The sequence below is a fragment of the Bacillus massiliglaciei genome (assembly GCF_900098925.1).
Lineage (GTDB): Bacteria > Bacillota > Bacilli > Bacillales > DSM-1321 > Peribacillus > Peribacillus massiliglaciei.
This window is the reverse complement of record NZ_LT622357.1, coordinates 117,202-138,502: the sequence shown is the minus strand read 5'-3', so window position 1 is coordinate 138,502 and position 21,301 is coordinate 117,202. Positions and strand designations below refer to the sequence as shown.

The window sequence follows — 21,301 nt, the reverse complement described above, 5'->3', positions numbered from 1 at the left end:
GATTTGAATGAAAAAAATACTAATTATAAATGCACATTCAAGTAAAAACAAAGGAGATGCTGCGATAATAATTTCTATGATTCAGAGCTTAAAAAAGTTTATTCCGGATGCGAAACTCACTGTTTCTTCTAGATATCCTGAAGATGATGATATATATAAAGAATATGGCTGCGATGTTGTGGAACAAATAACGCGATTCCCTGGGAAAAATCTTTCATTTGTGAAAAGATTAAATTTCCTCTTAAATGAAATTTCGGATGTTAATAAATTTCATAAAAATAATGTGGTACCTTCTAATAGAAATCCGGAAATTTTTGAAGCATATACAAATGCTGATCTTATAATTAGTTGTGGAGGAGGGTTTTTGTACTCTCATCCGAAATATCATATTGAAGCTTCATTAATTATGCACTTAGCCCAAATTTATTTTGCTAAGAAGCTTGGGAAAAAAGTGTTGATATATTCTCAGTCTATCGGTCCTTTTAGAAGTAAGCTTTCAAAAAAAATAGCTAATAATGTTCTTAAGAAAGTAGATGTAATTACAATAAGAGAAAAGTTATCAAAAGGATTTTTAGAAGAAATAAATATTAATAACTCAGTGATTGTTGGAGATTCAGCTTTTGTAATGGGTTATAATCAGGAGGTGGCCAAAGAGAATGAATTGATAGAAATAAATAATAATCAATTGAATGTAGGCATTACAGTTAGACAATGGGTCTTTCCTGGAAAGGAAAATACAAAATATTTTTATGAAAAATATATTAAATCTGTAGCAGAAACAATTGAATTATTAATAAATAAATATGATGCGAATGTTTACTTGGTCCCTCAAGTAACAGGACCAACACCAATTGAGGATGATAGAATTTCCAATAATCACATTTTAGAGAAACTTTCAAATAATATAAAAGAAAAAGTTAATACCCTTAAAAAAGATTATTCTCCTCAGGAATTAAAAACTATATATAGTAAATTTGATATCTTTATTGGAACAAGAATGCATTCAAATATTTTTTCACTATCGAGTCAAGTCCCTACAGTAGCAATTTCTTATGAGCCGAAGACTACTGGTATTATGCAATCTTTGGGATTGTCTGAATTTGTCGTAGAAATAAATGATATAACCCCTGAAGAATTAAAAAGTAAAACAGTTAAATGTATTGAAAACCATACGAATTATAAAAATTCATTAAGTAACATAATACCTAAAATTGTAGAAGAAGCAGAAAAGCCTGCGTTGATTGCAAGAGATTTAATTAAATAAATTTAAATAGCTGGAGTCATTTTCAGCTATTTTTTAGTGTTTATTATTCTTTTATAAAGGTAGATATATGAAAAAAAAATTAGCAAATACCACCCTTATAGTTATCTTTTTAACATTAGTAAGTAAAATAACCGGTTTTTATAGAGAACTCGTACTAGCTTATCAATTTGGGGCAAATGAAATAGCAGATACTTTTTTGACGATTTTGAGTTTACCCCAATATGTTGCGAATATATTTGGCGGAGTATTAGCTTCATGTTTCGTTCCAATCTATATTTCGATTAAACAAAAAAGAGGTCTGAAAGAAGCAGAAGATTTTTCTAAATCTTTACTGTTGTTATTAATAATTCTTCTATTTTTATTAAATATTTTCACTTTATGTTTTTCCTCAAATATAGGTGAAATGTATTTTGGTAATAATGTATCTGAAGATCAAATTTTGTTAATCAGGATTATATTACCTATGCAAATCTTTATGGTTCTCTCTTTATATTATATTGCTAGATTAAATGCTTCTGGATCCTTTTTTTCTCCCAACATTTCAACAATTATATTGAATGTTGTATTTATAATTATACTAATATTATTATCTAGTAATATTAAATCCTTAATTATTGCTACAATTATTTCTTCTATCCTACAATTATTTTATTTAATAATTATTTTTATACGAGGGAGAAAAACAGATAAACTTAAAGTTCGCTTTAACGGTGATTTAAAAGAATTTACCATAATGGCAATTCCTATGTTTATTGGTTCTCTGTTTATTCAGTCCTACATGGTGTTTGATAAAGTATTAGGAAATCAATTATCAGAGGGAAGCATAGCGTCATTATCATATGCTCAAAAATTCACTCAATTGCCAATTGGTATAATCGCCATGGCTATTTCTACTTTATTATTATCTTCTCTATCTTTACTCGCTGCAAAAGGGGATTATAAGAAATTAAATGATGAGTTATTTAAAGCTATAAATCTTACTTTAGTACTCGTATTACCAATTATAATTGTATCAATATTTTTTTCAGAACCTATTACTCACTTTTTATTTGAAAGAGGAGAATTCAAAGGGAAAGCCACGTTATTAACTTCTGAGGCAATAAAGATTTATTCTCTTGGGATTTTAGGAACTTCATTAACGATGGTACTTTCGAGAGTATTTTTTGCTATGAAAAATAGTAACATTCCAGTTATTTCTAATATTTTATCCGCTTTATTAAATTTTTTATTAGCGATTATTTTAGTTGATCCATTAAAACATGTAGGATTAGCTTTAGCAAATACTATATCAGTTACATTTAATTTTGTATTGTTGTTTTCCATCTATATATTCAAGTATAAGATTCGCTTTTTTCAATCGCTTAAAATTACTATTATCTATTTAGTAAAATTCATTTTTATTTTGAGTTTCACATTTATGAGTTGTTTACTATTAATTAATTATCTTTATCCAACAAATTTTTTGTTTTTGATTATAGACATATCAATAATATCTTTAGTTTATCTTTTCTTAATTATTGTTACTAGATTTATGTCTATTCCTATTAACCCCCCAAAAAAACCTGTAAGGAGAGCTAAATCTTGAGTCTAAACATTTTAACGGTAAATAAATTTTATTACGTCAAAGGAGGAAGTGAAACATATTTATTTGCATTACAGAAGGAATTAGAAAAAAGGAATTTTAATATTCTTCCTTTTTCAATGAAAGATAGTAAAAATGAGGAAGCTATAACTTCAGAATATTTTATTGAAAATATTGATTATAATAAAATGAATTTTAAACAAAAGGTTGAGTCATCGGCTAAAATTATTTATTCGGTAGAGGCAAAAAAGAAACTTGATAAGTTATTGCAGGATTTCAAGGTTGATATAGCACATTTACATTTATTTCAACATCAGCTTTCTCCATCCATACTTTCCCCCCTGAAAAAAAGAGGGATACCTATTGTATATACAGTACACGATTTAAAAATATTATGTCCCAATTATAAAATGATGACCCATGGAAGCATCTGTGAAAAATGTAAAGGTGGGAAATTTTATAATACCCTTTTAAATAAGTGCACTAAAGGATCATTATTAGGAAGCACTATAAATATGTTAGAAGCGTATGTTCATTCGTTTTTAAAGACATATGAAAACCAAATTGATTTTTATATAACACCAAGTGCTTTCTATAGAGATAAAATGATTGAATGGGGTTTTCCAAAAGAAAAAATTTCCCATATCCCGAATTTTGTTAATCCGGATGATTTTACGCCTTCCTATGAAGTTAAAGATTATTTTTTGTATTTTGGAAGGCTTTCAGAAGAGAAAGGTATATATACAATTTTAAAAGCCCTAGAAAATACTAATAGCGTTATAAAATTAAAAATAGTAGGTACCGGCCCTCTTGAAGCTGAAATAAAAGAGTACGTAAGCAATAATAATTTAGATGAAAGAATTGAAGTATTAGGATTTAAAGCGGGAGATGAATTATATTCTCTAATTAAAGAGGCGAAGTCTGTATTAATGCCATCTGAATGGTATGAAAATGGTCCATTAGCTTTAATAGAGTCTTTTGCTTTAGGGAAAATTGTAATTGGTAGTAATATTGGGGGAATTCCTGAACACATAGACGATAAGAAAAATGGATTTTTATTTGAACCAAAGAATTATAAACAACTGGCGAGTATTTTAGATAAAGTTAACAATATGGATGATAAGGAACTAGTTTCAATGGGAATTAACGCAAGAGAAAAAGTTGAGGAAATTTATAGCAATGATTATCATATGTCGAAACTTTTAGATGTTTATCAATCTTTAATAAAGTAATTTTGCTGATAATGGGTCTTTACAAGTTTCAAAATGTGATGATTATTAAATAAATAATTTCTTCAAAATAAGAAGAATAAGTAGGTGTATGTTAATGATTTTAGTTGTTGGTGGTTGTGGGTATATCGGAAGCCATTTAGTAAAAGAATTAATTAAAGAAACTGAAGTTATTGTATTAGATAATTTATCAACTGGTCATAGATGGGCAGTTGATGATGAAGCTATTTTTATTAAAGGTGATCTAGGAGAAAGAAAGGATCTTGAAAATATATTCTCCAAATATCAAATAGATGCTGTAATGCACTTTGCAGCGAGTAGTTTAGTCGGGGAATCTGTAGTTAATCCATCAAAATACTATCAAAATAATGTAGTCTCTACATTAACATTATTGGATGTGATGATGAAGTATAATGTGAAAAAGTTCATTTTTTCGTCTACTGCGGCTGTGTATGGTCTTCCAGAAGAAAGTTTACTGACTGAAAAATCTAATACTAAACCGATAAATCCTTATGGTAAATCCAAATTAATGATTGAAAAAATTTTGGAAGATTATTCAAACGCATATGATTTAAATTATATAACCTTAAGATATTTTAATGCTGCAGGTGCCCATAAATCTTCACTAATTGGTGAGGATCATAATCCTGAGACACATCTAATACCATTAATTCTTAATCATTTATTAGGTAAAATAGATAAAATATCTGTTTTTGGTAATGATTACAACACCGAGGATGGTACTTGTATACGAGATTATATACATGTTACAGATTTAGCAAGAGCACATATATTGGCATTGAATGCTTTATTAAATGGTAAAAAGAAAGTTGAAACTTATAATTTAGGAAATGGCAAAGGTTATTCAGTCAATGAGGTAATAAAAACTTGTGAAGTGATAACAGGTAATAAAGCTGTTGTTGAATATGTGAACCGTCGTCCAGGAGACCCAGCATATTTAGTGGCATCATCAGAAAAAATTAATTTTGATTTGGACTGGAAGGCTAATTACAATTTAAAGGAAATAATTGAAAGTGCATGGAGTTGGCATAAAAAGAGATAATATTAGGCTTTTCAATCAAAGGAGATTAGGAATTAAATATGAAAAATATATTTATTATTGGATCTAAAGGGATACCTGCGAAATATGGTGGGTTTGAAACCTTTGTAGAGTATTTAACTTCTCGAAAAATTAGTAAAGACATTCAATATCATGTGTCCTGTATGGTAGAAGAAGAGTGCGAGAAAGATTTTTATTATAATGGTGCAAGATGTTTTAATGTGAAAGTACCAAAAGTAGGAAGTGCAAAAGCAGTTTTATATGATATTTTAAGCTTAAAATCGTGTGTCAGTTATATTAGAGAAAATAAATTAAAAAATTGCATTGTATATATATTAGCCTGTAGAATCGGGCCTTTTTTTTCAAAATATAAAAGAATGTTAGAGGAAATGGGTGTTGAAGTTTTTGTGAATCCTGATGGTCATGAATGGAAAAGGAGTAAATGGAACTATTTTATTAGGCGTTATTGGAAACTATCTGAAAAATTAATGGTTAAACATGCCGATCTTTTGATTTGTGATTCTAAAGGAATTGAAAACTATATAAAAAAAGACTATGCGTCATTTAATCCAAAAACCACTTTTATAGCCTACGGGGCAGATATAAAACCCTCCTTGTTAACTAATCAAGATACAAAGGTTTTAGAGTGGTATACAAAACATGCTTTAAAAAGGCAGGAGTACTATTTAGTTGTTGGCCGTTTTGTTCCGGAAAATAACTATGAGCTGATGATTACAGAATTTATGAATTCCAATACTAAGAAAGATTTAGTAATCATAACTAATGTAGAAAAGAATTCTTTCTATACTAAACTTGAAGAAAGTACACATTTTCACAAAGATACGAGAATAAAATTTGTAGGAACTGTATATGATCAAGAATTGTTAAAAAAGATTAGGGAAAATGCTTATGGATATATACATGGGCATGAAGTTGGAGGAACAAATCCTTCTTTATTGGAAGCTTTGGCATCTACCAATTTAAATCTTTTGCTCGATGTAGTTTTTAATAAAGAAGTTGGTCAGTCTGGCGCTATATATTTTAGCAAAGAAAAGGGGTCTCTTTCTCAGCTTATCTCAAATATTGATAAGTATTCTTCATCTGAAATAGAACAATTAAGTAATGCTGCTAAAAATAGAATTAGCAAAGAATACTCATGGAAAAAAATTGTTAATGACTATGAAAATCTGTTTTTAACAGATTAAGTTCTATCTACATTTGGTAGGCAGAGCTTTTTTAGTATTATAGTATACAAAATTTTAATTTAGAGTGGGGAGATTTGAGAAAATGAAAGGCATAATTCTAGCTGGTGGAAGTGGTACTCGGCTCTATCCAATAACAAAATCAATATCTAAACAACTAATCCCAGTATATGATAAACCTATGATTTATTACCCTTTATCGGTTTTAATGTTGGCGGGAATTAAAGAAATATTAATCATCTCAACTCCAGATGACACACCGAGATTTGAACAGCTTTTGGGTAATGGTGAAGAACTTGGTATTAAACTAAGTTACGCTGTGCAGCCTTCACCGGATGGCTTAGCACAAGCTTTTATTATAGGAGAAGAATTTATAGGTAACGATTCCGTCGCCCTAGTATTAGGCGATAATATCTTCTATGGACATGGTTTTACAAAAGTATTAGAGCGCGTAGCTAATCGTTCAGAGGGAGCAACTGTTTTTGGTTATAATGTGAAAGATCCAGAACGTTTTGGTGTAGTTGAATTTGATGAGAAAGGCCGCGCTATTTCAATAGAAGAAAAGCCCGCTTCTCCTAAGTCAACTTATGCTGTAACAGGTCTGTATTTCTATGATAATGATGTGGTAGACATCGCAAAGTCTATTAAACCATCAGAACGTGGCGAATTAGAAATCACAGCTGTTAACGAAGAATACTTAAAAAGAGGGAAGCTCCAAGTAGAGCTAATGGGCCGCGGATTTGCTTGGTTAGATACTGGAACTCACGAATCTTTATTAGAGGCATCTACTTTTATTGAAACGATTGAAAAACGACAAAGTTTAAAGGTTGCTTGTCTAGAAGAGATTGCTTATCGAAAAGGTTATATTTCAAGCGAGCAGCTTATAAAGTTGGCAGAGCCTTTGAAAAAGAATGAATATGGACAATATATGTTGCGTTTAGCGAATCAAGTGATGCTAAAAAAAAGTCTGGTAGGTGAACAATCATGAATTTTACTAAAACAAATTTAGAAGGTGTGATGGTCATTGAACCTCAAGTGTTTGGAGATCATCGTGGCTGGTTTACTGAGACATATAATGAAGAAGAATTTAAAAAAGAGGGATTAAATCTCACATTTATTCAAGATAATCATTCTTTTTCAGCTGTAAAGGGTACTTTACGGGGGTTGCACTATCAAAAGAATCCGAAAGCACAAACTAAATTGGTGCGCTGTACAAAAGGCTCCATTTTTGATGTTGCTGTTGATATTCGGAAAGGAAGCCCAACATATGGGGACTGGTTTGGAATCGAACTAAGCGCAGAGAATAAAAAGCAATTATTGATTCCAAAAGGTTTTGCACATGGTTTTATGACGGTAACAGATGATGTGGAAGTTCAATATAAAGTAGATGAATTATATTCTCCTGAAAATGATCGGGGAATTATTTGGAATGATCCTAATATTGCTGTAGAATGGCCAATTGACATTCGGCCAGTCCTATCTGAAAAAGATGAAAAAGCGCCATTTTTACATGAGGCAGATCATAATTTTACGATAGAGGACTGATTATATGAAAATACTAGTAACTGGCGGAAGCGGGCAATTAGGATATGATGTACTAAAAGAAGGAAAAAGAAAAGGATTTATCATACAAGCACCTAGTTCTTCGGAATTCAATGTTACAAATGAAGAACAGGTTCACAAATATATAACCACCTTTCAGCCTGATGTCATCGTTCACTGTGCTGCTTATACAGCAGTGGATCAAGCGGAAGATGAAGTGGAAAAAACCTATGATATTAATGTAAATGGCACTAAATATATAGCTATAGCAGCAAAAGAAATAGATGCAAAATTAATTTATATAAGTACTGATTACGTTTTTGAAGGAACAGGAGATCAACCTTATACAGAAAATGATTTACCTAATCCCATTGGGCAGTATGGAAAGACCAAATATGAAGGGGAGACTATAGTAGCCAATCATTTGGAAAAATATTTTATTGTACGTATTTCATGGGTGTTTGGCTTAAATGGTAACAATTTTATAAAAACTATGCTCAGATTATCAGAAACCAGAGATGTATTGAATGTAGTTGGTGATCAAGTAGGCTCTCCTACATACACAGCGGATTTAGCATATTTATTACTAGAGTTAGCCCAATCAGAAATATATGGTATTTATCACGCTACAAATGAAGGCTTTTGCAGTTGGTCAGAATTTGCTGAAGAAATTTTCAAGCAGGCTCATAAAGAAGTGACGGTACATTCAATAACAACAGAAGAATATCCAACAAAGGCAGCTCGCCCAAAAAATTCACGATTATCCAAGAATAAAATAGAAGAAAATGGATTTAGAAGATTGCCAAAATGGCAGGATGCATTATCACGCTATTTGACAGAGCTAGAAGAAGAGGTGAAGGAACGATGAATAAAAAGAAGATTTTAGTAACTGGCGGAGCGGGCTTTATAGGCGGAAACTTTGTCCAGTATATGGTTAATAAATATGAAAAGTATGATATTTATAATCTGGATTTACTCACTTATGCGGGGGATCTTACAAAGCATAGCGAAATAGAGAAGAAAGAAAATTACCATTTTATTAAGGCTGATATCGCTGACAGGACTTCGATTATGGAGCTTTTTAGAAAAGAAAAATTTGATTTTGTGGTGCACTTTGCAGCAGAAAGTCATGTAGACCGCTCAATTACGAATCCTGAAATTTTTGTACAAACGAATGTTATGGGCACACAAGTATTATTAGATGCAGCTAAAGAAGTGGGAGTAACTAAGTTTGTGCATGTATCAACGGATGAAGTATATGGAGAGCTAGAATTCGATCCAACTACTTTCTTTACAGAGGAAACTCCATTACAGCCAAACAGCCCTTATAGTGCAAGTAAAGCATCTTCCGATTTGTTAGTCAGGGCATACTATGAAACATATAAACTTCCCATTAACATTACTAGGTGTTCTAATAACTACGGGCCATACCATTTCCCAGAGAAATTAATACCATTAACTATTTCGAGAGTGGTAAATGAAGAGAAAGTTCCTGTGTATGGGGATGGAGCGAATATTAGAGATTGGCTTCATGTACTGGATCATTGCTCCGCAATAGATTTAGTTTTGCATGAAGGGGAGCTTGGTGAAGTCTATAATGTGGGCGGCCATAACGAACGGACAAATTTAGAGGTTGTCAAAACTATCATTAAAACACTTGGAAAATCAGAAGACCTTATCGAATTTGTAAAAGATCGATTAGGGCACGATAAAAGATACGCTATTGACCCAACTAAATTAGAAAAGTTAGGTTGGAAACCTACTTATAACTTTGAAACGGGAATTGCCCAAACTATTCAGTGGTATTTAGATAATAAAGAATGGTGGAAAAGAATTATAAGTGGGGAATATCAAAAATATTTTAAAAAACAATACTCAAATAATAGATAATTTAAAATTATATCCCTGTTGGTTACTTCAACAGGGATATAATTTTAAATTAATAGACCGACAATTTTTATTAAATATTTAGGGTGATTAGACATCAAGTGGATTTTTTACAGAATATAGATAATTACCAACTCTCGATCATATATTTAATGTATCAAAATCGTTTTTTTGAGGTGAATCGTTCCTCTATCCTATGAGCATTGAATAGACTGGATTCCTATTTCTAACCAGAGAATATCATAAAAAATATTTTATTCCCCATAGCGAAACTAATATGAGTTAATTGACGTCATATTAAAGTCCTTAGCTCTTCAAAATACTAACTAAATATAAGGAAACGGTGTCATTTATTTTCTTCCTCATTTTTAAAACTAATTTGGTGGACAGGCACAACATGGAAAATATGATAGGACTTATTGTATAAAAACACATCTCATTCAGTAAGGAGTTATAATAAAATAACAATAGGAGCTGTATTATGGAACGGAATGGCTTTTTTCTTACATGTTTTAGTGCCGGAATGTTATGGACTATTCGAAAAGAAGAAAGAAAACAGAACGGAAAAAAAGGAAACAACAAAATCACTAGAAGTTGGGGATAGAGCGAAAAATTTTTGAATAAAGTTGACAAAAATATGATAGTATTGAGTGGAACCTAATCCCTTACTAATATAATTTTAGCTAAGTTAGTAAGGAATGGAAAAAATAAGAGAAAATGGAGTTAACTATATGCAAAGAGATTTAACCAACAAAGTGAACTTGAGTCATAGAAACATTGATCTTTTTTCTATGATGACATTTTTATTTTTTTTGATTGCAATACTTCTATCTTCCGTTGTATTTGATTCCAATGCCCAAATATTATTTATAGGATTGTGTTTGTTGTTATTTTTCAGTATTTTTATTTTCGAATTTTATTATGTAGCAACAAGAGAGCTGTCTTTTTATCTTGCGATTCCTATATTTATTTCCGCCACCCAAAATATTTATTTAGGAATTATCACTCCTTATTTAAGCTCTATGCAATTACAAATATTAGTTGTAATTAATTTTGGGTTTTCTGTGCTGCTTTGCATGTTTATTTATTTCATACAAAAAACCTTAGTTAGTAAAAATATTATTAAAAAAAATACAATTATTTTAGTAGCACTTATAGGCTATTCAATTGCTACTATGGTGCTTTTTAGGTCAGATCCAATGTCTGGAATGGCTTCACTGAGAAATATTGTTAACCCAATGTTATTTTTTCTAATTGGTTTATTGGCCTATAAATCTACTGTCATAAAAAGATATCTAAAATATATTGCTTTCATCGCTTTTTTTGTATTTCTATTTGGTATATATGAAAGATTTATAAATCCTGAAATTTGGAGCACTCTAAATTTAGCGGAACTTTGGACAAAAAAAGGTTTGCCTGTACACGCTATCTCCGGACTACCTTTAAATTATTACTCATCAGAAAGAATAAATGGAGAACAAATAAGAAGAATGGTTTCGTCTTTTGCTGATCCTGTTAACCTTGGAACTTTTTTATTTTTTGGATTTATGGCAGCTTGGTATTTGAAAAAATGGTTCTTGTCTTTCCTCATGGTGATTGCTACTGCTTTGACGGTTAGTAAAGGGGCATTGCTTGGGTTATTAGTCTTTTTAGTTGTATGGGGTAAGCATTATACTCCAAAGGCAGTATTTTTTCTAATCTTAGTAGGGTCTGGATTGGCTGGCAGTGTTTTTTTAGCTTACACAATGTTGCACTCAACAATGAGCGCGTTATTGCATATCACTGGGTTTTTCTCGGCATTTACAGAATTGCCGAATCATCCACTAGGCAGAGGGTTGGGAAATATAGGGGTACTAGCTGGGTTATACTCTAATGGAGCAACAACAGAAATAACCGAGAGTGGATTCGGGATGATAATGGGACAATTAGGAATTGTCGGATTGATACTATACTTCGTTTTCTTTAAATTTATGTATTCAAACATAAATTTAATAGAAAATAAAAGAGAAAAAGTTTTAGGACTATCATTGTTTTTAGCCATTGTTTTAAATATAGCTTTTAATGAAGTAGCTTTAAGTCCTAATTCATCAGCAGTCTATTTTATTTTATTAGGGTTATTATGTGGCGGCGTAGGGTTGAATTCTGAAAAGTTATCCGATGCTAAAAAAAAGAAAAGAAAAAAATAGTTTGGTAATATAGAGGCGCTTTCTACGGGAAGTGCTTTTTCTAAAGGAGGATAATAGTTTGAGAAGGCTTTTACTCGTCACATTAATTTTGGGTGGGCTTACATTATTATTTTTGTTAAAATTCGAAAAAACAAATGATAAAAAAACTCCCATTAAAAAGATAGGTGTGATGCAAAATAATGATGAAGATATTTACTCTTATCCTAAAAGATTAGAATTTGGCGAATTAAAGAAAGCACCAATTGCTTCGCCCGCTCATAATAAACAAGGCGTCGATATTTTAGCCCATTGGTACAATGATTTCGGATTGGAATATACAGCTTCAGCCTCTAATCAATCTAATGGTTCATACACATGGTACGATTGGAGTTGGAATCATACAAATAATCCCAATTATGATCCTTCAAGGCACCCTCTTCTTGGTTGGTACAAAGGTGATGATCCTAACGTTCTGGATTGGCAAAGTTATTGGCTGGTAAAATACGGAGTAACTGGAATAATTTTATCAGGGGTAATTAACAAAAACAATTTTTATCAAAAAAATGAAAAAATGTATTGGGTTAATATGTTAATGAATAAGACGAAAAATTTCCAAAGATTAAAATATTCATTATGGTTAGATAGCAATAGCCCAAAGTCTGAAGCTAATGCGCAGCAGGATTTTATAATTGATCACATTTTGAAGAAGCATCCGAATATATACACGTACGAAGTAGACGGAAAGCGGTATCCGGTATTTTTTGTTTGGGATATGGAATCATTTCGAGGGATTTATGACAATTATAACGGGTCAAAAATTTCAGGCGTGCGGTTTATTTACTTGGCTGAAAGAATGAAAAAACTTGGGTATGATGGTATTTGTATACTGGGTCGAAATTTAGTTATATCTCCCTCATCTTATAATGAAAAACAGGTTGGAAATTTAAAGAGAAAGGGCGTTTATCTATTTCGAGGTTCCTATTCAACTTTATATGGAGATAATTATGATAACAGTTATTCCAAGTATGCAAACACTGTTGCTTTTCCAAATGAGAAATATAATGTATTAAATGTAATGACATCAGCAGAGAGCCAATACCCGCATCCTTCAAAGTGGAAGGTGCGAGGAAGTACACCTGAACTATTTGAAACTGTTCTCAGAAGAGCTACCCACAGCATCAGGGAAAATAAACAGCCGGAATTTTTGACTATTTACAATATTTCAGAATGGGCTGAAGGTGGACCTGGTCTCCAGCCGAACAAGAGAGATGGATTTGGGTATCTTAAGGCGCTGAATAACGTAATAACAGAAGAATAAAGCAAATTTTAAATCAATTAACCTATCGAAGACCCAACCAGAGTTCTCTTTTTTTATGCCCTTAAAGTTGATGCCTTTGAACTTTGCCTTGATAGTCAGGAAAAAAGAGTAGAAAATGGAATCATTGGAGAATGTTAAACGATTTGCCAAGGATTTGAGAATATACTTTTACAAACACGTGAATCACTATTTATTCATCCAGGCGATCACCTTTGCTGCAGGGGTTTATATTATCCTTGCCGGTGTGCGGATGCTCATAGCGGAAATTGTTCCTGCCTTTAAGGGAATTGCTGATAAGATTGCACCGAACACGAAGCCTGCCCTTGATTGCCCAACGATATTCCCGTTCGCGCCAAATGCCGTGATCATCGGATTTTTGTTCAGCTTTATCGCCGGTATCATCTCGATGTTCCTGCTTCCGGTTCTTGGCCTGAAAGTTATTGTACCGGGACTAGTGCCCCATTTCTTTACAGGGGCAGCAACCGGCGTATTCGGAAATGTGACAGGAGGAAGACGCGGTGCCATGGCTGGAGCTTTTGCCAATGGCCTGATCAACAGTTTTCTTCCGGCCATCCTGCTCGTCTTGATGGGGGATATCGCTATAATGTAGACGTCAATTCGAATTTTACACTTTTTGCTCGTTTCCTTTTTACACTTCTGCTGAAAAGATACTTTTTCTATTCTTCATACGATGACTTTCCTCATTTTCTTCACCATGTATGACTTCCACACGATGAAGTAACCGATCTAAAATAGCCGTTGTAATACCTTGATCCCCAATCAAATTACCCCATTCATCTGGACTTTTATTAGAGGTCAGGATTATCGAACTTCGTTCGTATAAATGGTTAATCAAATGAAAGAATAGGTTCGCTTCTCTCTGATCCATGGCCATGTACATCAAATCATCGATAATCACTAAGTCAGCGCTTCTCATCCGTTTGAGTTGGACTTTTGATTTATTTAGATATTCTTCCGTCTTTAAGAGCTGTACAAGTTCTCCCATTGTAGCGAAGTAGACATTGAACCCTCTGTTAACAGCTTCGAGTCCTAGTCCAATCGCGATGTATGTTTTTCCGATACCAGGAGGGCCTAGTAGAATTAAATTGTACTGCTGCTCCAGCCAGCTTAGCTCTCTAAGTTGTGATAGTTGCCTTGCTGTAAGAACGTTTTGACCTTTGAGCTCAAACTCATCTAATGATTTCACGAAAGGGAAGCGCGCCCACTTCATTCTTTTTTCAAGGCTTTTCGCTTCACGTTTTGCTAGTTCATACCTTGTAATAGATTCTAAGAACTCTAAGTAGGTCCAGGAAGTTTTTTCAGCTTTGCGAAGAAGCTGAGGCAGCTCCTCCGCGGTTTCAGATAAGCGCAATTGACGAAATTGATCCTGTATTTCTTTTACAGTATGGTTCATTAAGTCCTACCTCCTAAAAAACTGGTATACGCAGTAAGAGATCGGGTAGAAACCTTAATATTAGAATGTTTTGCTGAACCTGTATTTAATAACTCTACTTCAGTTACCTGCTCATGAGTCATTGTGTCAATATGATGGGCTATATCACGAAAATCGTTTGCACTAAACATCTTTTCTGTCATACACTTAGTCATCACACTATCAATGAGCGCTGGATATTGTTCAATCACCTGTTGAATGATTGCGAACTGGTCTCGACGATACCTTGGATATCTTTGGCTGATCTCATTAAAATAAGTTGCTGCTTGTGTTTGATCTTCAAAAAAGGAAATTAAACGTTTTTTAAACTCTTCAATACCTTTTGAGCGATCACGAGTATGATGGCGATTTTGTATGAGCTTTCCTTTTTCAAGACTGATACGATGCTCGGCAATAATTTCACCTTCTGCTTGCCTTCGGATCACCAGCGTTTGCTGTTCATCACCCTCAACTTTAATCAATACCTTATTCTCAGAATTTGTTTGATAAGTCCCCAGTGGGACTGAATAACGGTTGGACTTATAACGAATCGTATTGTCCTTGCTTACACTTCTTGTTATACTTTGGTTATTGGTACTTTCATATGAGAGTAACGAAGAGACTGGCTGTAAGTGTTGCTTTTCCAGGAGGAACACTTCGGCTGGTCTTTTTTTCGTTGTTTGATGAACCTGTTGATTTCCAGTACGTTGGAGCCACTGTGATGATCGATCGTTCCAATCCTCTATGTCGCTGAATACTCGACTGTCTGCGAAGTTGCCTTTTATGTATTTCACTACGTTTTCAATCATGCCTTTAGATTCCGGATCCGCTCTTCTGCACAAGTGAACTTTAAACTTACGTTCATTTACATAACTTTGAAACTCTCCTGTTAAAAGCAGCTGCCCTGCATTCTCACTTACTGAGATTAAGTGGTCCTGATCATAGACAATTTCTTCTGTTCGTCCGCCATAAAACTGGAATGCATTTTCATGACATCGGATCGCGTCTCTTGTCGTAAAAGGACGTGCCTGCCATTCCATATATTTGTGTCTAGAGTGGGCGAGTACAAAGGCAATGAAGTACAATTTAATCTCTTTGTTTTCAGTTGTCTTCTGTTTTGTTTCTCCCCAATCCACCTGTAACTGTTTCCCCATTGGTTGCTCAGGTACAGCTTCATACTGACGTACGATAACCTTCTTCTCAATCTGGTAGAATTCGCGGATATCTTTCACATAAGATCTAACTGTACTTCCACCGACCTCAAGGTCGGGATACCTTTCTAGAAGCCAATCATGAATTTGCGCACCGCTTAGATGAGGATATTCTTCTAGCCAGGCAAGGATCCAGTCTTTATAGTTATCTAATTTTTTCTTCCTCCCAATAGGCTGTTCAGTGTACGCTTTTGCTTCATCAAAGGTCATCTCTAAATATTTATAGACAGTTGGTCTTGAAATCTTAAGTTCCTTAGCAATTTGTGCTACTTTAAATTTTCTTTTATGTAGTTCTTGAATCTTTACGTATAACACTAACTTCTCCTCCAAATTCCTAACCTCCAGTAAAATAACATCACCAACTATTTTACTAAAGAATGAGGTTGATAGAGCAAAAGTGTAAAATCTAATCAAGCGAAAACTGTCAACTTTATTCTAGCGTTTACACAAGCAGATGTATCTGGTTTTCTTGAGTTTTTTACTCGGAAAGGTGCACACCTTTTTATATTTTTTATTTTAGGATTATTAACACGCGGTGTTTGGAACACGTTTATTAAGAATAAATTTCTCATCTTTTTAGGCAGCCTACTATTTGTGATTGTTTACGCAAGCTTTGATGAAGTTCATCAATACTACACAGGCGGAAGGACTCCTTTAGTCCAAGATGTATTCATTGATACAATCGGTGGGACATTAGGCATTCTTACCTTTCTCTTTATTATAAAAATTCGAACAAAAAATTCTCATTAATAGCAATCTATTTCATGGAGAGAGAACTCTTTTACTCATCTAGTTACAAAGAGAGATTAGTTATATCTTTTTTTATAAGGCAGCTAACTGCTCTAAAATAGCCGTATAGCGGGCTTCCCGCTCTTTTGTATTCATAGACTTTTCTTGCTTTCTTTCGGGTTTATGCCTTTCTTTAGCTGCCATCTACAGTTTCCCTTCTAATCACTTGTTTATTAGGAATTGCCAGGGCATTTTGCACAGACTTCCGCATATACTTCTCAAAGATGAGAATCTGCTTTGCTTTCCGGCTAATGTCCAAAAGGATTTTCCTGAAGGCAGGGAGGGATAACCGGTTTTGGAAATCGTGAAAGATCTGATGGATAATGGGAATCCAATCATCCTTTAGTCCGGATGGAAAGGTTTCCTGAATCAAAAGATGAATGTCTTCAGAGTAGGAAGGAGCGGGTTCCTCCTCGGCTGCTCTTGATTCGATTTTTTTTATGTCCGTCGTTTTTGAAGTACTTTCTGAAGTGCTTTCTGGTATTGCTGGTGTGTCTGTTTCCTCACCAGGGCAGGAATCTGAGTCATCCGACGTGTCATTCTGACATGACGGAGAGGTGTCTGGGCCATCCAGTACGCTCAGTTTCGTATAGTCGATGGTGTACCATTTTGTTTTATCGAGCTTCAGCCGGTTATAGTTGCCGGAAATAAGGTATCCGTTTTTCTCCAATCCCCTGATGGTTCGCTTGATGGTTTCTGCTGATAAAAAAGGCAGCTGTTCGTGCCATCCTTGGTAAGTATTATACACCCATGTTCTGCCGTCAATATAATGGCTGCTTCTTTCGAGCCAGTAGTGAATCGTTTGCAGCACGATGGCTTCCTTTAACCCGAGCTTGGCCGCAAGCTTTGGATAGACAATTACCATTTTATTTTCATTCACCAAGTTCTTCATTCTGTATTCCTCCTGAACGCCAGATGGACATTTGCACATTTGCAGAATGCCTCATTGACCTTTTTCTCCTATAATCAAATACCAAGACAGAAAAGTAGCATGTCATACGAAAAAATGTTTCATTTTTTAAAAGCTCGGTGAGAAACGTTATAATACATGAAAACGAAACGAGGGATTTTAATGGAGATTCGGTTATTTACTAATGAAGACCTTCAGCAATGCACCGAAACTTTTGTAGAAGTATTTGATGGAGAACCGTGGAATGACAATTGGACCTGTGAGAGAGCGAGTCAGTATTTATCCGATTTCATCGATACGCCTGGATTCAAGGGAATCATTGCTGCAGAAGAGGGAATAGTAATCGGCTTTTTGTTTGGGATTCGAAAAAGGTGGTGGAGCGGGGATGAGTTTTTTATCCACGAGATGTGCGTTCGTCTGGAGTATCAGAGAAAGGGGACTGGGAAGAGATTACTGGAGTTTTTGAGAAATGAACTGGCCGATAATAATATTTCCAGCCTCTCCTTGTTAACTGACAGAGGGATTCCGGCGGAGCGGTTTTATTTAAAGAATGGATTTAAAGAGATTGAACGATTAGTATTCTTATCGAAAAATGTTCATTCTTGAACCTATGGATGGGTAGGCAAATCAAATTTTATATTGACAATTTTTCGTTTTATTGCAATAATTACGTTAATTACATACTGGTACCTTTAATTCAGTCCCGTGAGGCTGGCAAGGACGACGAAATGAACTGGAGATCATGGGGGATTTCTGTATAGAATGATACCCATTCCGGATAAAAGAGGCTTCTTGCATTCACAGGCAGGAGGCCTCTTTTCTTTTCTCTGAAGGCAGTGTACCAGTTTTAGATTTTCTAAAACAGGAGGAATACATGTATGGAAAAGAAAATGATTGATTTGGATTTTTCTTTGCAGGCGGTGCCGCAGTCGCATCGTAATGGATTTTGGAGGATGCTCGTGGTGATGCTTGGCTTCACGTTCTTCTCAGCCAGTATGCTTTCCGGCGGGACGCTCGGTCTTGGACTTTCTATGCCGCAATTCATTCTTGCCGTGCTGGCAGGGAATTTGATTCTGGGAGCTTATACAGGTTCACTTGCGTATATCGCAGCGAAGACAGGTCTTTCCACTCACTTGCTGACGCGCTATGCGTTTGGAGAAAAAGGATCGTATCTCTCTTCTTTCTTGCTTAGTGCCACGCAGATTGGCTGGTTTGGAGTGGGCGTGGCGATGTTTGCAGTGCCGGTTCAGAAGGTGACAGGCATTGATACAGCTGTTTTGATTATCATTGCTGGATTGTTGATGACGGCAACGGCTTTCTTTGGAATGAAGGCTTTAACGATTTTGAGTTTTGTGGCAGTGCCGGCGATTGTGGCCCTTGGCGGATTCTCGGCCTTAGATGCTGTGGATTCCCTTGGCGGGTTCCAGTCCTTGATGGATTATCAGCCGGCTGAAACGATGAGCATGGCAGCGGCCTTAACGATCTGTGTCGGATCATTCATCAGCGGCGGAACGCTGACACCGGATTTCACGAGGTTTGCAAAAACGAAGAGAACGGGTGTATGGACAACGGTTATTGCGTTTTTTATCGGAAACAGCTTAATGTTTGGGTTTGGAGCGATTGGAGCCATTGCGACAGGACAGTCGGATATATCAGAAGTGATGTTTTTGCAAGGCTTGATTATCCCGGCGATCATTGTTCTTGGTTTAAATATTTGGACAACCAATGATAATTCCATCTATGCTTCAGGACTGGGAATCTCAAACATTACAAAAATCAAAAAGAGCAAAGTCGTCATCTTCAATGGCATCGTCGGCACGATCCTGGCGATGTGGCTGTACAACAATTTCACAGGGTTCCTGACCTTGCTTGGCTCCGCGCTTCCGCCAATCGGGGCCATCCTGATTGCGGACTACTTCATTTTGAACCGCGGACGCTATCAATCTTTTGAAAAAATGAAATTCAAAAGTGTCAACTGGAGCGCTTTAGCAGCATGGGCAATCGGGGCAGCGATGGCGAAATTCGTGCCGGGGATCCCGCCTTTAAATGGGATTATCGGGGCAGCGGCAGTCTATGTGGTTCTATCTTTCCTTGTAAGGAAAGCCGCAGAATCTAAAGCAACTACAACAATGAAGAAGGTGACGGAAGCATGATTATTCAAAATGCTGTATTGCGAAATCAAGAAGGGCTTTGGCAAATCCGAATCGAAGCCGGAAAAATTGAAAAGATTAACCGAACGATCGAAGTAAGCGGTGACGAGCAGGTGATGGACGTTCATGGATGCCTCGTGCTTCCGCCGTTCATCGAGCCGCATATTCACCTGGATACGACACTTACAGCAGGTGAGCCGAACTGGAATGAAAGCGGGACACTGTTTGAAGGAATCCAGCGCTGGGCGGAACGAAAAGAAATGCTGACACATGAAGACGTAAAGCTAAGGGCGAAAACGGCTTTGAAATGGCAGATTGCCCAGGGAATCCAGCATGTCCGCACCCATGTGGATGTGACTGATCCGGATCTGACGGCCTTGAAGGCAATGCTGGAAGTGAAGGAGGATATGTCCCGGTATGTGGACCTGCAAATCGTCGCATTTCCGCAGGAAGGAATTCTTTCTTATCCAAATGGTCTTGAGCTGTTAGAGGAATCACTGAAGATGGGGGCCGATGTTGTCGGGGGGATTCCGCATTACGAATTCACGAGGGAATATGGCGTCGATTCCCTGAAGGCTGCTTTTCAGCTGGCCGAGAAGTATGATCGTCTTGTCGATATCCACTGTGATGAGATTGATGATGAACAGTCACGCTTTGTTGAAACGGTTGCCGCCGAAGCCTATAAGCTTGGAATGGGCGAGCTTGTTACGGCAAGCCATACGACGGCCATGCATTCTTACAATGATGCGTATACGTCCAAGCTATTTCGATTATTAAAGCTGTCGAACATCAATTTTGTCGCCAATCCATTGGTGAATATTCATCTCCAGGGCCGCTTTGATACCTATCCGAAGCGAAGGGGGATTACCCGGGTGAAGGAGCTGCAGGAGGCAGGGCTTAATGTCTGCTTTGGCCATGACGACATTTTTGATCCATGGTACCCGCTTGGAACGGGGAATATGCTCCAAGTGCTGCATATGGGCATTCATGTTACACAGCTGATGGGATATGAACAGATTAAGAATTCGATTGACTTCATTACCAAAAACAGCGCCAAAACACTAAATATTGAAGACCGCTACGGTGTGGAGGAAGGAAAACCAGCCAACCTGATTGTTCTCGGGGCTGAAAATGAATATGAAGCAGTCCGTAAGCAGGCATCCGTTCTTTACTCAATCCGCAACGGCGAAGTGATTGCTGAAACGAAGCCGGCTGAAACGAGCATCAGGCTGGGAGACAGCATAGAAAAAGTTACCTTTACTAGATAAAGTGAAAAAGCCGGAAGGGAAATGTCCTTCCGGCTTTTGATTGTTTTTTTGTGTTATAGAAACTGCTGAGCAGCCCGAGGGCATGAAGACTCCTGACGGGAAAAGCAATGTGAGACCCCGGAGAGAGGCACGAGCGAGGAGGCTCGCAGCTCACCCGCGGAAAGCGAAGTGCCTTCGAGGCAGCGGACTATTTGGAAAGAGTCGCAAGATAAAGGAGTTTGAAAAAATCAATACTTTTAAGAAACAAGAGAAAAGTATATTGTTGTGCAGTAAAGGTGACAACAAAGGGACT

18 protein-coding genes and 1 pseudogene are annotated in these 21,301 nt (G+C 35.7%); 16 read left to right on the top strand and 3 right to left on the bottom strand.

What is annotated here, in order from left to right:
- Positions 1–7: 7 nt before the first annotated feature.
- The 12 genes and pseudogenes from BQ4305_RS06375 to BQ4305_RS06320 all read left to right on the top strand — a co-directional run.
- Complete coding sequence (locus BQ4305_RS06375) at positions 8–1,264, top strand: polysaccharide pyruvyl transferase family protein (protein ID WP_110927019.1); 1,257 nt, start codon at positions 8–10, stop codon at positions 1,262–1,264.
- Between the two features lie 67 nt (positions 1,265–1,331).
- Positions 1,332–2,849, top strand: a complete 1,518-nt coding sequence (gene murJ / locus BQ4305_RS06370; protein ID WP_110927018.1) for a murein biosynthesis integral membrane protein MurJ — start codon at positions 1,332–1,334, stop codon at positions 2,847–2,849.
- Complete coding sequence (locus tag BQ4305_RS06365; protein WP_110927017.1) at positions 2,846–4,078, top strand: glycosyltransferase; 1,233 nt, start codon at positions 2,846–2,848, stop codon at positions 4,076–4,078. Before murJ ends, BQ4305_RS06365 begins: the two co-directional genes overlap by 4 nt.
- 94 nt (positions 4,079–4,172) lie before the next feature.
- Positions 4,173–5,138 (top strand): UDP-glucose 4-epimerase GalE, encoded by a 966-nt coding sequence (galE, locus tag BQ4305_RS06360; protein ID WP_110927016.1) that lies wholly within the window; start codon positions 4,173–4,175, stop codon positions 5,136–5,138.
- A gap of 38 nt (positions 5,139–5,176) precedes the next feature.
- A complete protein-coding gene (gene cps2T, locus BQ4305_RS06355; RefSeq protein WP_110927015.1) occupies positions 5,177–6,340 on the top strand; it encodes a beta 1-4 rhamnosyltransferase Cps2T in 1,164 nt (387 codons plus the stop codon).
- 82 nt (positions 6,341–6,422) lie between these two features.
- A complete protein-coding gene (gene rfbA, locus BQ4305_RS06350; RefSeq protein WP_110927014.1) occupies positions 6,423–7,325 on the top strand; it encodes a glucose-1-phosphate thymidylyltransferase RfbA in 903 nt (300 codons plus the stop codon).
- Positions 7,322–7,882 carry a dTDP-4-dehydrorhamnose 3,5-epimerase gene (gene rfbC / locus BQ4305_RS06345; RefSeq protein WP_110927013.1) on the top strand — a complete coding sequence of 187 codons (561 nt, stop codon included), beginning with the start codon at positions 7,322–7,324 and terminating at the stop codon, positions 7,880–7,882. The genes rfbA and rfbC overlap by 4 nt, the downstream gene beginning before the upstream one ends.
- 4 nt (positions 7,883–7,886) lie before the next feature.
- A complete protein-coding gene (rfbD, locus tag BQ4305_RS06340; protein WP_110927012.1) occupies positions 7,887–8,747 on the top strand; it encodes a dTDP-4-dehydrorhamnose reductase in 861 nt (286 codons plus the stop codon).
- Positions 8,744–9,769: a dTDP-glucose 4,6-dehydratase gene (gene rfbB / locus BQ4305_RS06335; RefSeq protein WP_110927011.1), complete on the top strand. Its 1,026-nt coding sequence runs from the start codon at positions 8,744–8,746 to the stop codon at positions 9,767–9,769. Before rfbD ends, rfbB begins: the two co-directional genes overlap by 4 nt.
- A 728-nt stretch (positions 9,770–10,497) precedes the next feature.
- The gene (locus BQ4305_RS06330) at positions 10,498–11,952 is read left to right on the top strand and encodes a hypothetical protein (protein ID WP_110927010.1); all 1,455 of its coding nucleotides are present in this window, start codon (positions 10,498–10,500) and stop codon (positions 11,950–11,952) included.
- A 58-nt stretch (positions 11,953–12,010) separates the two neighbouring features.
- Positions 12,011–13,249 (top strand): glycoside hydrolase family 71/99 protein, encoded by a 1,239-nt coding sequence (locus BQ4305_RS06325; protein WP_110927009.1) that lies wholly within the window; start codon positions 12,011–12,013, stop codon positions 13,247–13,249.
- Positions 13,250–13,436: 187 nt separating this feature from the next.
- Positions 13,437–13,847 (top strand): annotated as a pseudogene (locus BQ4305_RS06320) (PTS transporter subunit IIC); the annotation flags it as partial.
- 51 nt (positions 13,848–13,898) lie between these two features.
- Here the strand turns inward: BQ4305_RS06320 and istB are convergent.
- Positions 13,899–14,663: an IS21-like element IS643 family helper ATPase IstB gene (istB, locus tag BQ4305_RS06315; protein ID WP_110927008.1), complete on the bottom strand. Its 765-nt coding sequence runs from the start codon at positions 14,661–14,663 to the stop codon at positions 13,899–13,901.
- Positions 14,663–16,207, bottom strand: coding sequence for an IS21 family transposase (gene istA, locus BQ4305_RS06310; protein WP_110927350.1), 1,545 nt, complete (start codon positions 16,205–16,207; stop codon positions 14,663–14,665). Before istA ends, istB begins: the two co-directional genes overlap by 1 nt.
- Positions 16,208–16,324: 117 nt before the next feature.
- Between istA and BQ4305_RS22220 the strand changes: the two genes are divergently transcribed.
- On the top strand, positions 16,325–16,642 hold the full coding sequence (locus BQ4305_RS22220) for a VanZ family protein (protein ID WP_110927007.1): 318 nt from the start codon (positions 16,325–16,327) through the stop codon (positions 16,640–16,642).
- Positions 16,643–16,814: 172 nt separating this feature from the next.
- Here the strand turns inward: BQ4305_RS22220 and BQ4305_RS06300 are convergent, their stop codons facing one another.
- On the bottom strand, positions 16,815–17,573 hold the full coding sequence (locus BQ4305_RS06300; RefSeq protein ID WP_110927006.1) for a hypothetical protein: 759 nt from the start codon (positions 17,571–17,573) through the stop codon (positions 16,815–16,817).
- A 180-nt stretch (positions 17,574–17,753) separates the two neighbouring features.
- Here BQ4305_RS06300 and BQ4305_RS06295 point away from each other — a divergent pair, with 180 nt between their 5' ends.
- From BQ4305_RS06295 to BQ4305_RS06285, 3 genes are all read left to right on the top strand, one after another.
- Positions 17,754–18,197 carry a GNAT family N-acetyltransferase gene (locus BQ4305_RS06295; RefSeq protein WP_110927005.1) on the top strand — a complete coding sequence of 148 codons (444 nt, stop codon included), beginning with the start codon at positions 17,754–17,756 and terminating at the stop codon, positions 18,195–18,197.
- 272 nt (positions 18,198–18,469) lie between these two features.
- Entirely contained in the window at positions 18,470–19,744 is a 1,275-nt protein-coding gene (gene codB, locus BQ4305_RS06290; RefSeq protein WP_110927004.1) for a cytosine permease, read from the top strand.
- Entirely contained in the window at positions 19,741–21,009 is a 1,269-nt protein-coding gene (locus tag BQ4305_RS06285; protein WP_110927003.1) for a cytosine deaminase, read from the top strand. Before codB ends, BQ4305_RS06285 begins: the two co-directional genes overlap by 4 nt.
- Positions 21,010–21,301: the final 292 nt, after the last annotated feature.

Excerpts from the sequence above, each read along its gene's own strand:
- BQ4305_RS06375 (WP_110927019.1), top strand. The coding sequence starts at position 8 with ATGAAAAAAATACTAATTATAAATGCACATTCAAGTAAAAACAAAGGA.
- murJ (WP_110927018.1), top strand. The coding sequence starts at position 1,332 with ATGAAAAAAAAATTAGCAAATACCACCCTTATAGTTATCTTTTTAACA.
- galE (WP_110927016.1), top strand. The coding sequence starts at position 4,173 with ATGATTTTAGTTGTTGGTGGTTGTGGGTATATCGGAAGCCATTTAGTA.
- cps2T (WP_110927015.1), top strand. The coding sequence starts at position 5,177 with ATGAAAAATATATTTATTATTGGATCTAAAGGGATACCTGCGAAATAT.
- rfbA (WP_110927014.1), top strand. The coding sequence starts at position 6,423 with ATGAAAGGCATAATTCTAGCTGGTGGAAGTGGTACTCGGCTCTATCCA.
- rfbC (WP_110927013.1), top strand. The coding sequence starts at position 7,322 with ATGAATTTTACTAAAACAAATTTAGAAGGTGTGATGGTCATTGAACCT.
- rfbD (WP_110927012.1), top strand. The coding sequence starts at position 7,887 with ATGAAAATACTAGTAACTGGCGGAAGCGGGCAATTAGGATATGATGTA.
- rfbB (WP_110927011.1), top strand. The coding sequence starts at position 8,744 with ATGAATAAAAAGAAGATTTTAGTAACTGGCGGAGCGGGCTTTATAGGC.
- BQ4305_RS06330 (WP_110927010.1), top strand. The coding sequence starts at position 10,498 with ATGCAAAGAGATTTAACCAACAAAGTGAACTTGAGTCATAGAAACATT.
- istB (WP_110927008.1), bottom strand. The coding sequence starts at position 14,663 with ATGAACCATACTGTAAAAGAAATACAGGATCAATTTCGTCAATTGCGC.
- BQ4305_RS06300 (WP_110927006.1), bottom strand. The coding sequence starts at position 17,573 with ATGAAGAACTTGGTGAATGAAAATAAAATGGTAATTGTCTATCCAAAG.
- BQ4305_RS06295 (WP_110927005.1), top strand. The coding sequence starts at position 17,754 with ATGGAGATTCGGTTATTTACTAATGAAGACCTTCAGCAATGCACCGAA.
- codB (WP_110927004.1), top strand. The coding sequence starts at position 18,470 with ATGGAAAAGAAAATGATTGATTTGGATTTTTCTTTGCAGGCGGTGCCG.
- BQ4305_RS06285 (WP_110927003.1), top strand. The coding sequence starts at position 19,741 with ATGATTATTCAAAATGCTGTATTGCGAAATCAAGAAGGGCTTTGGCAA.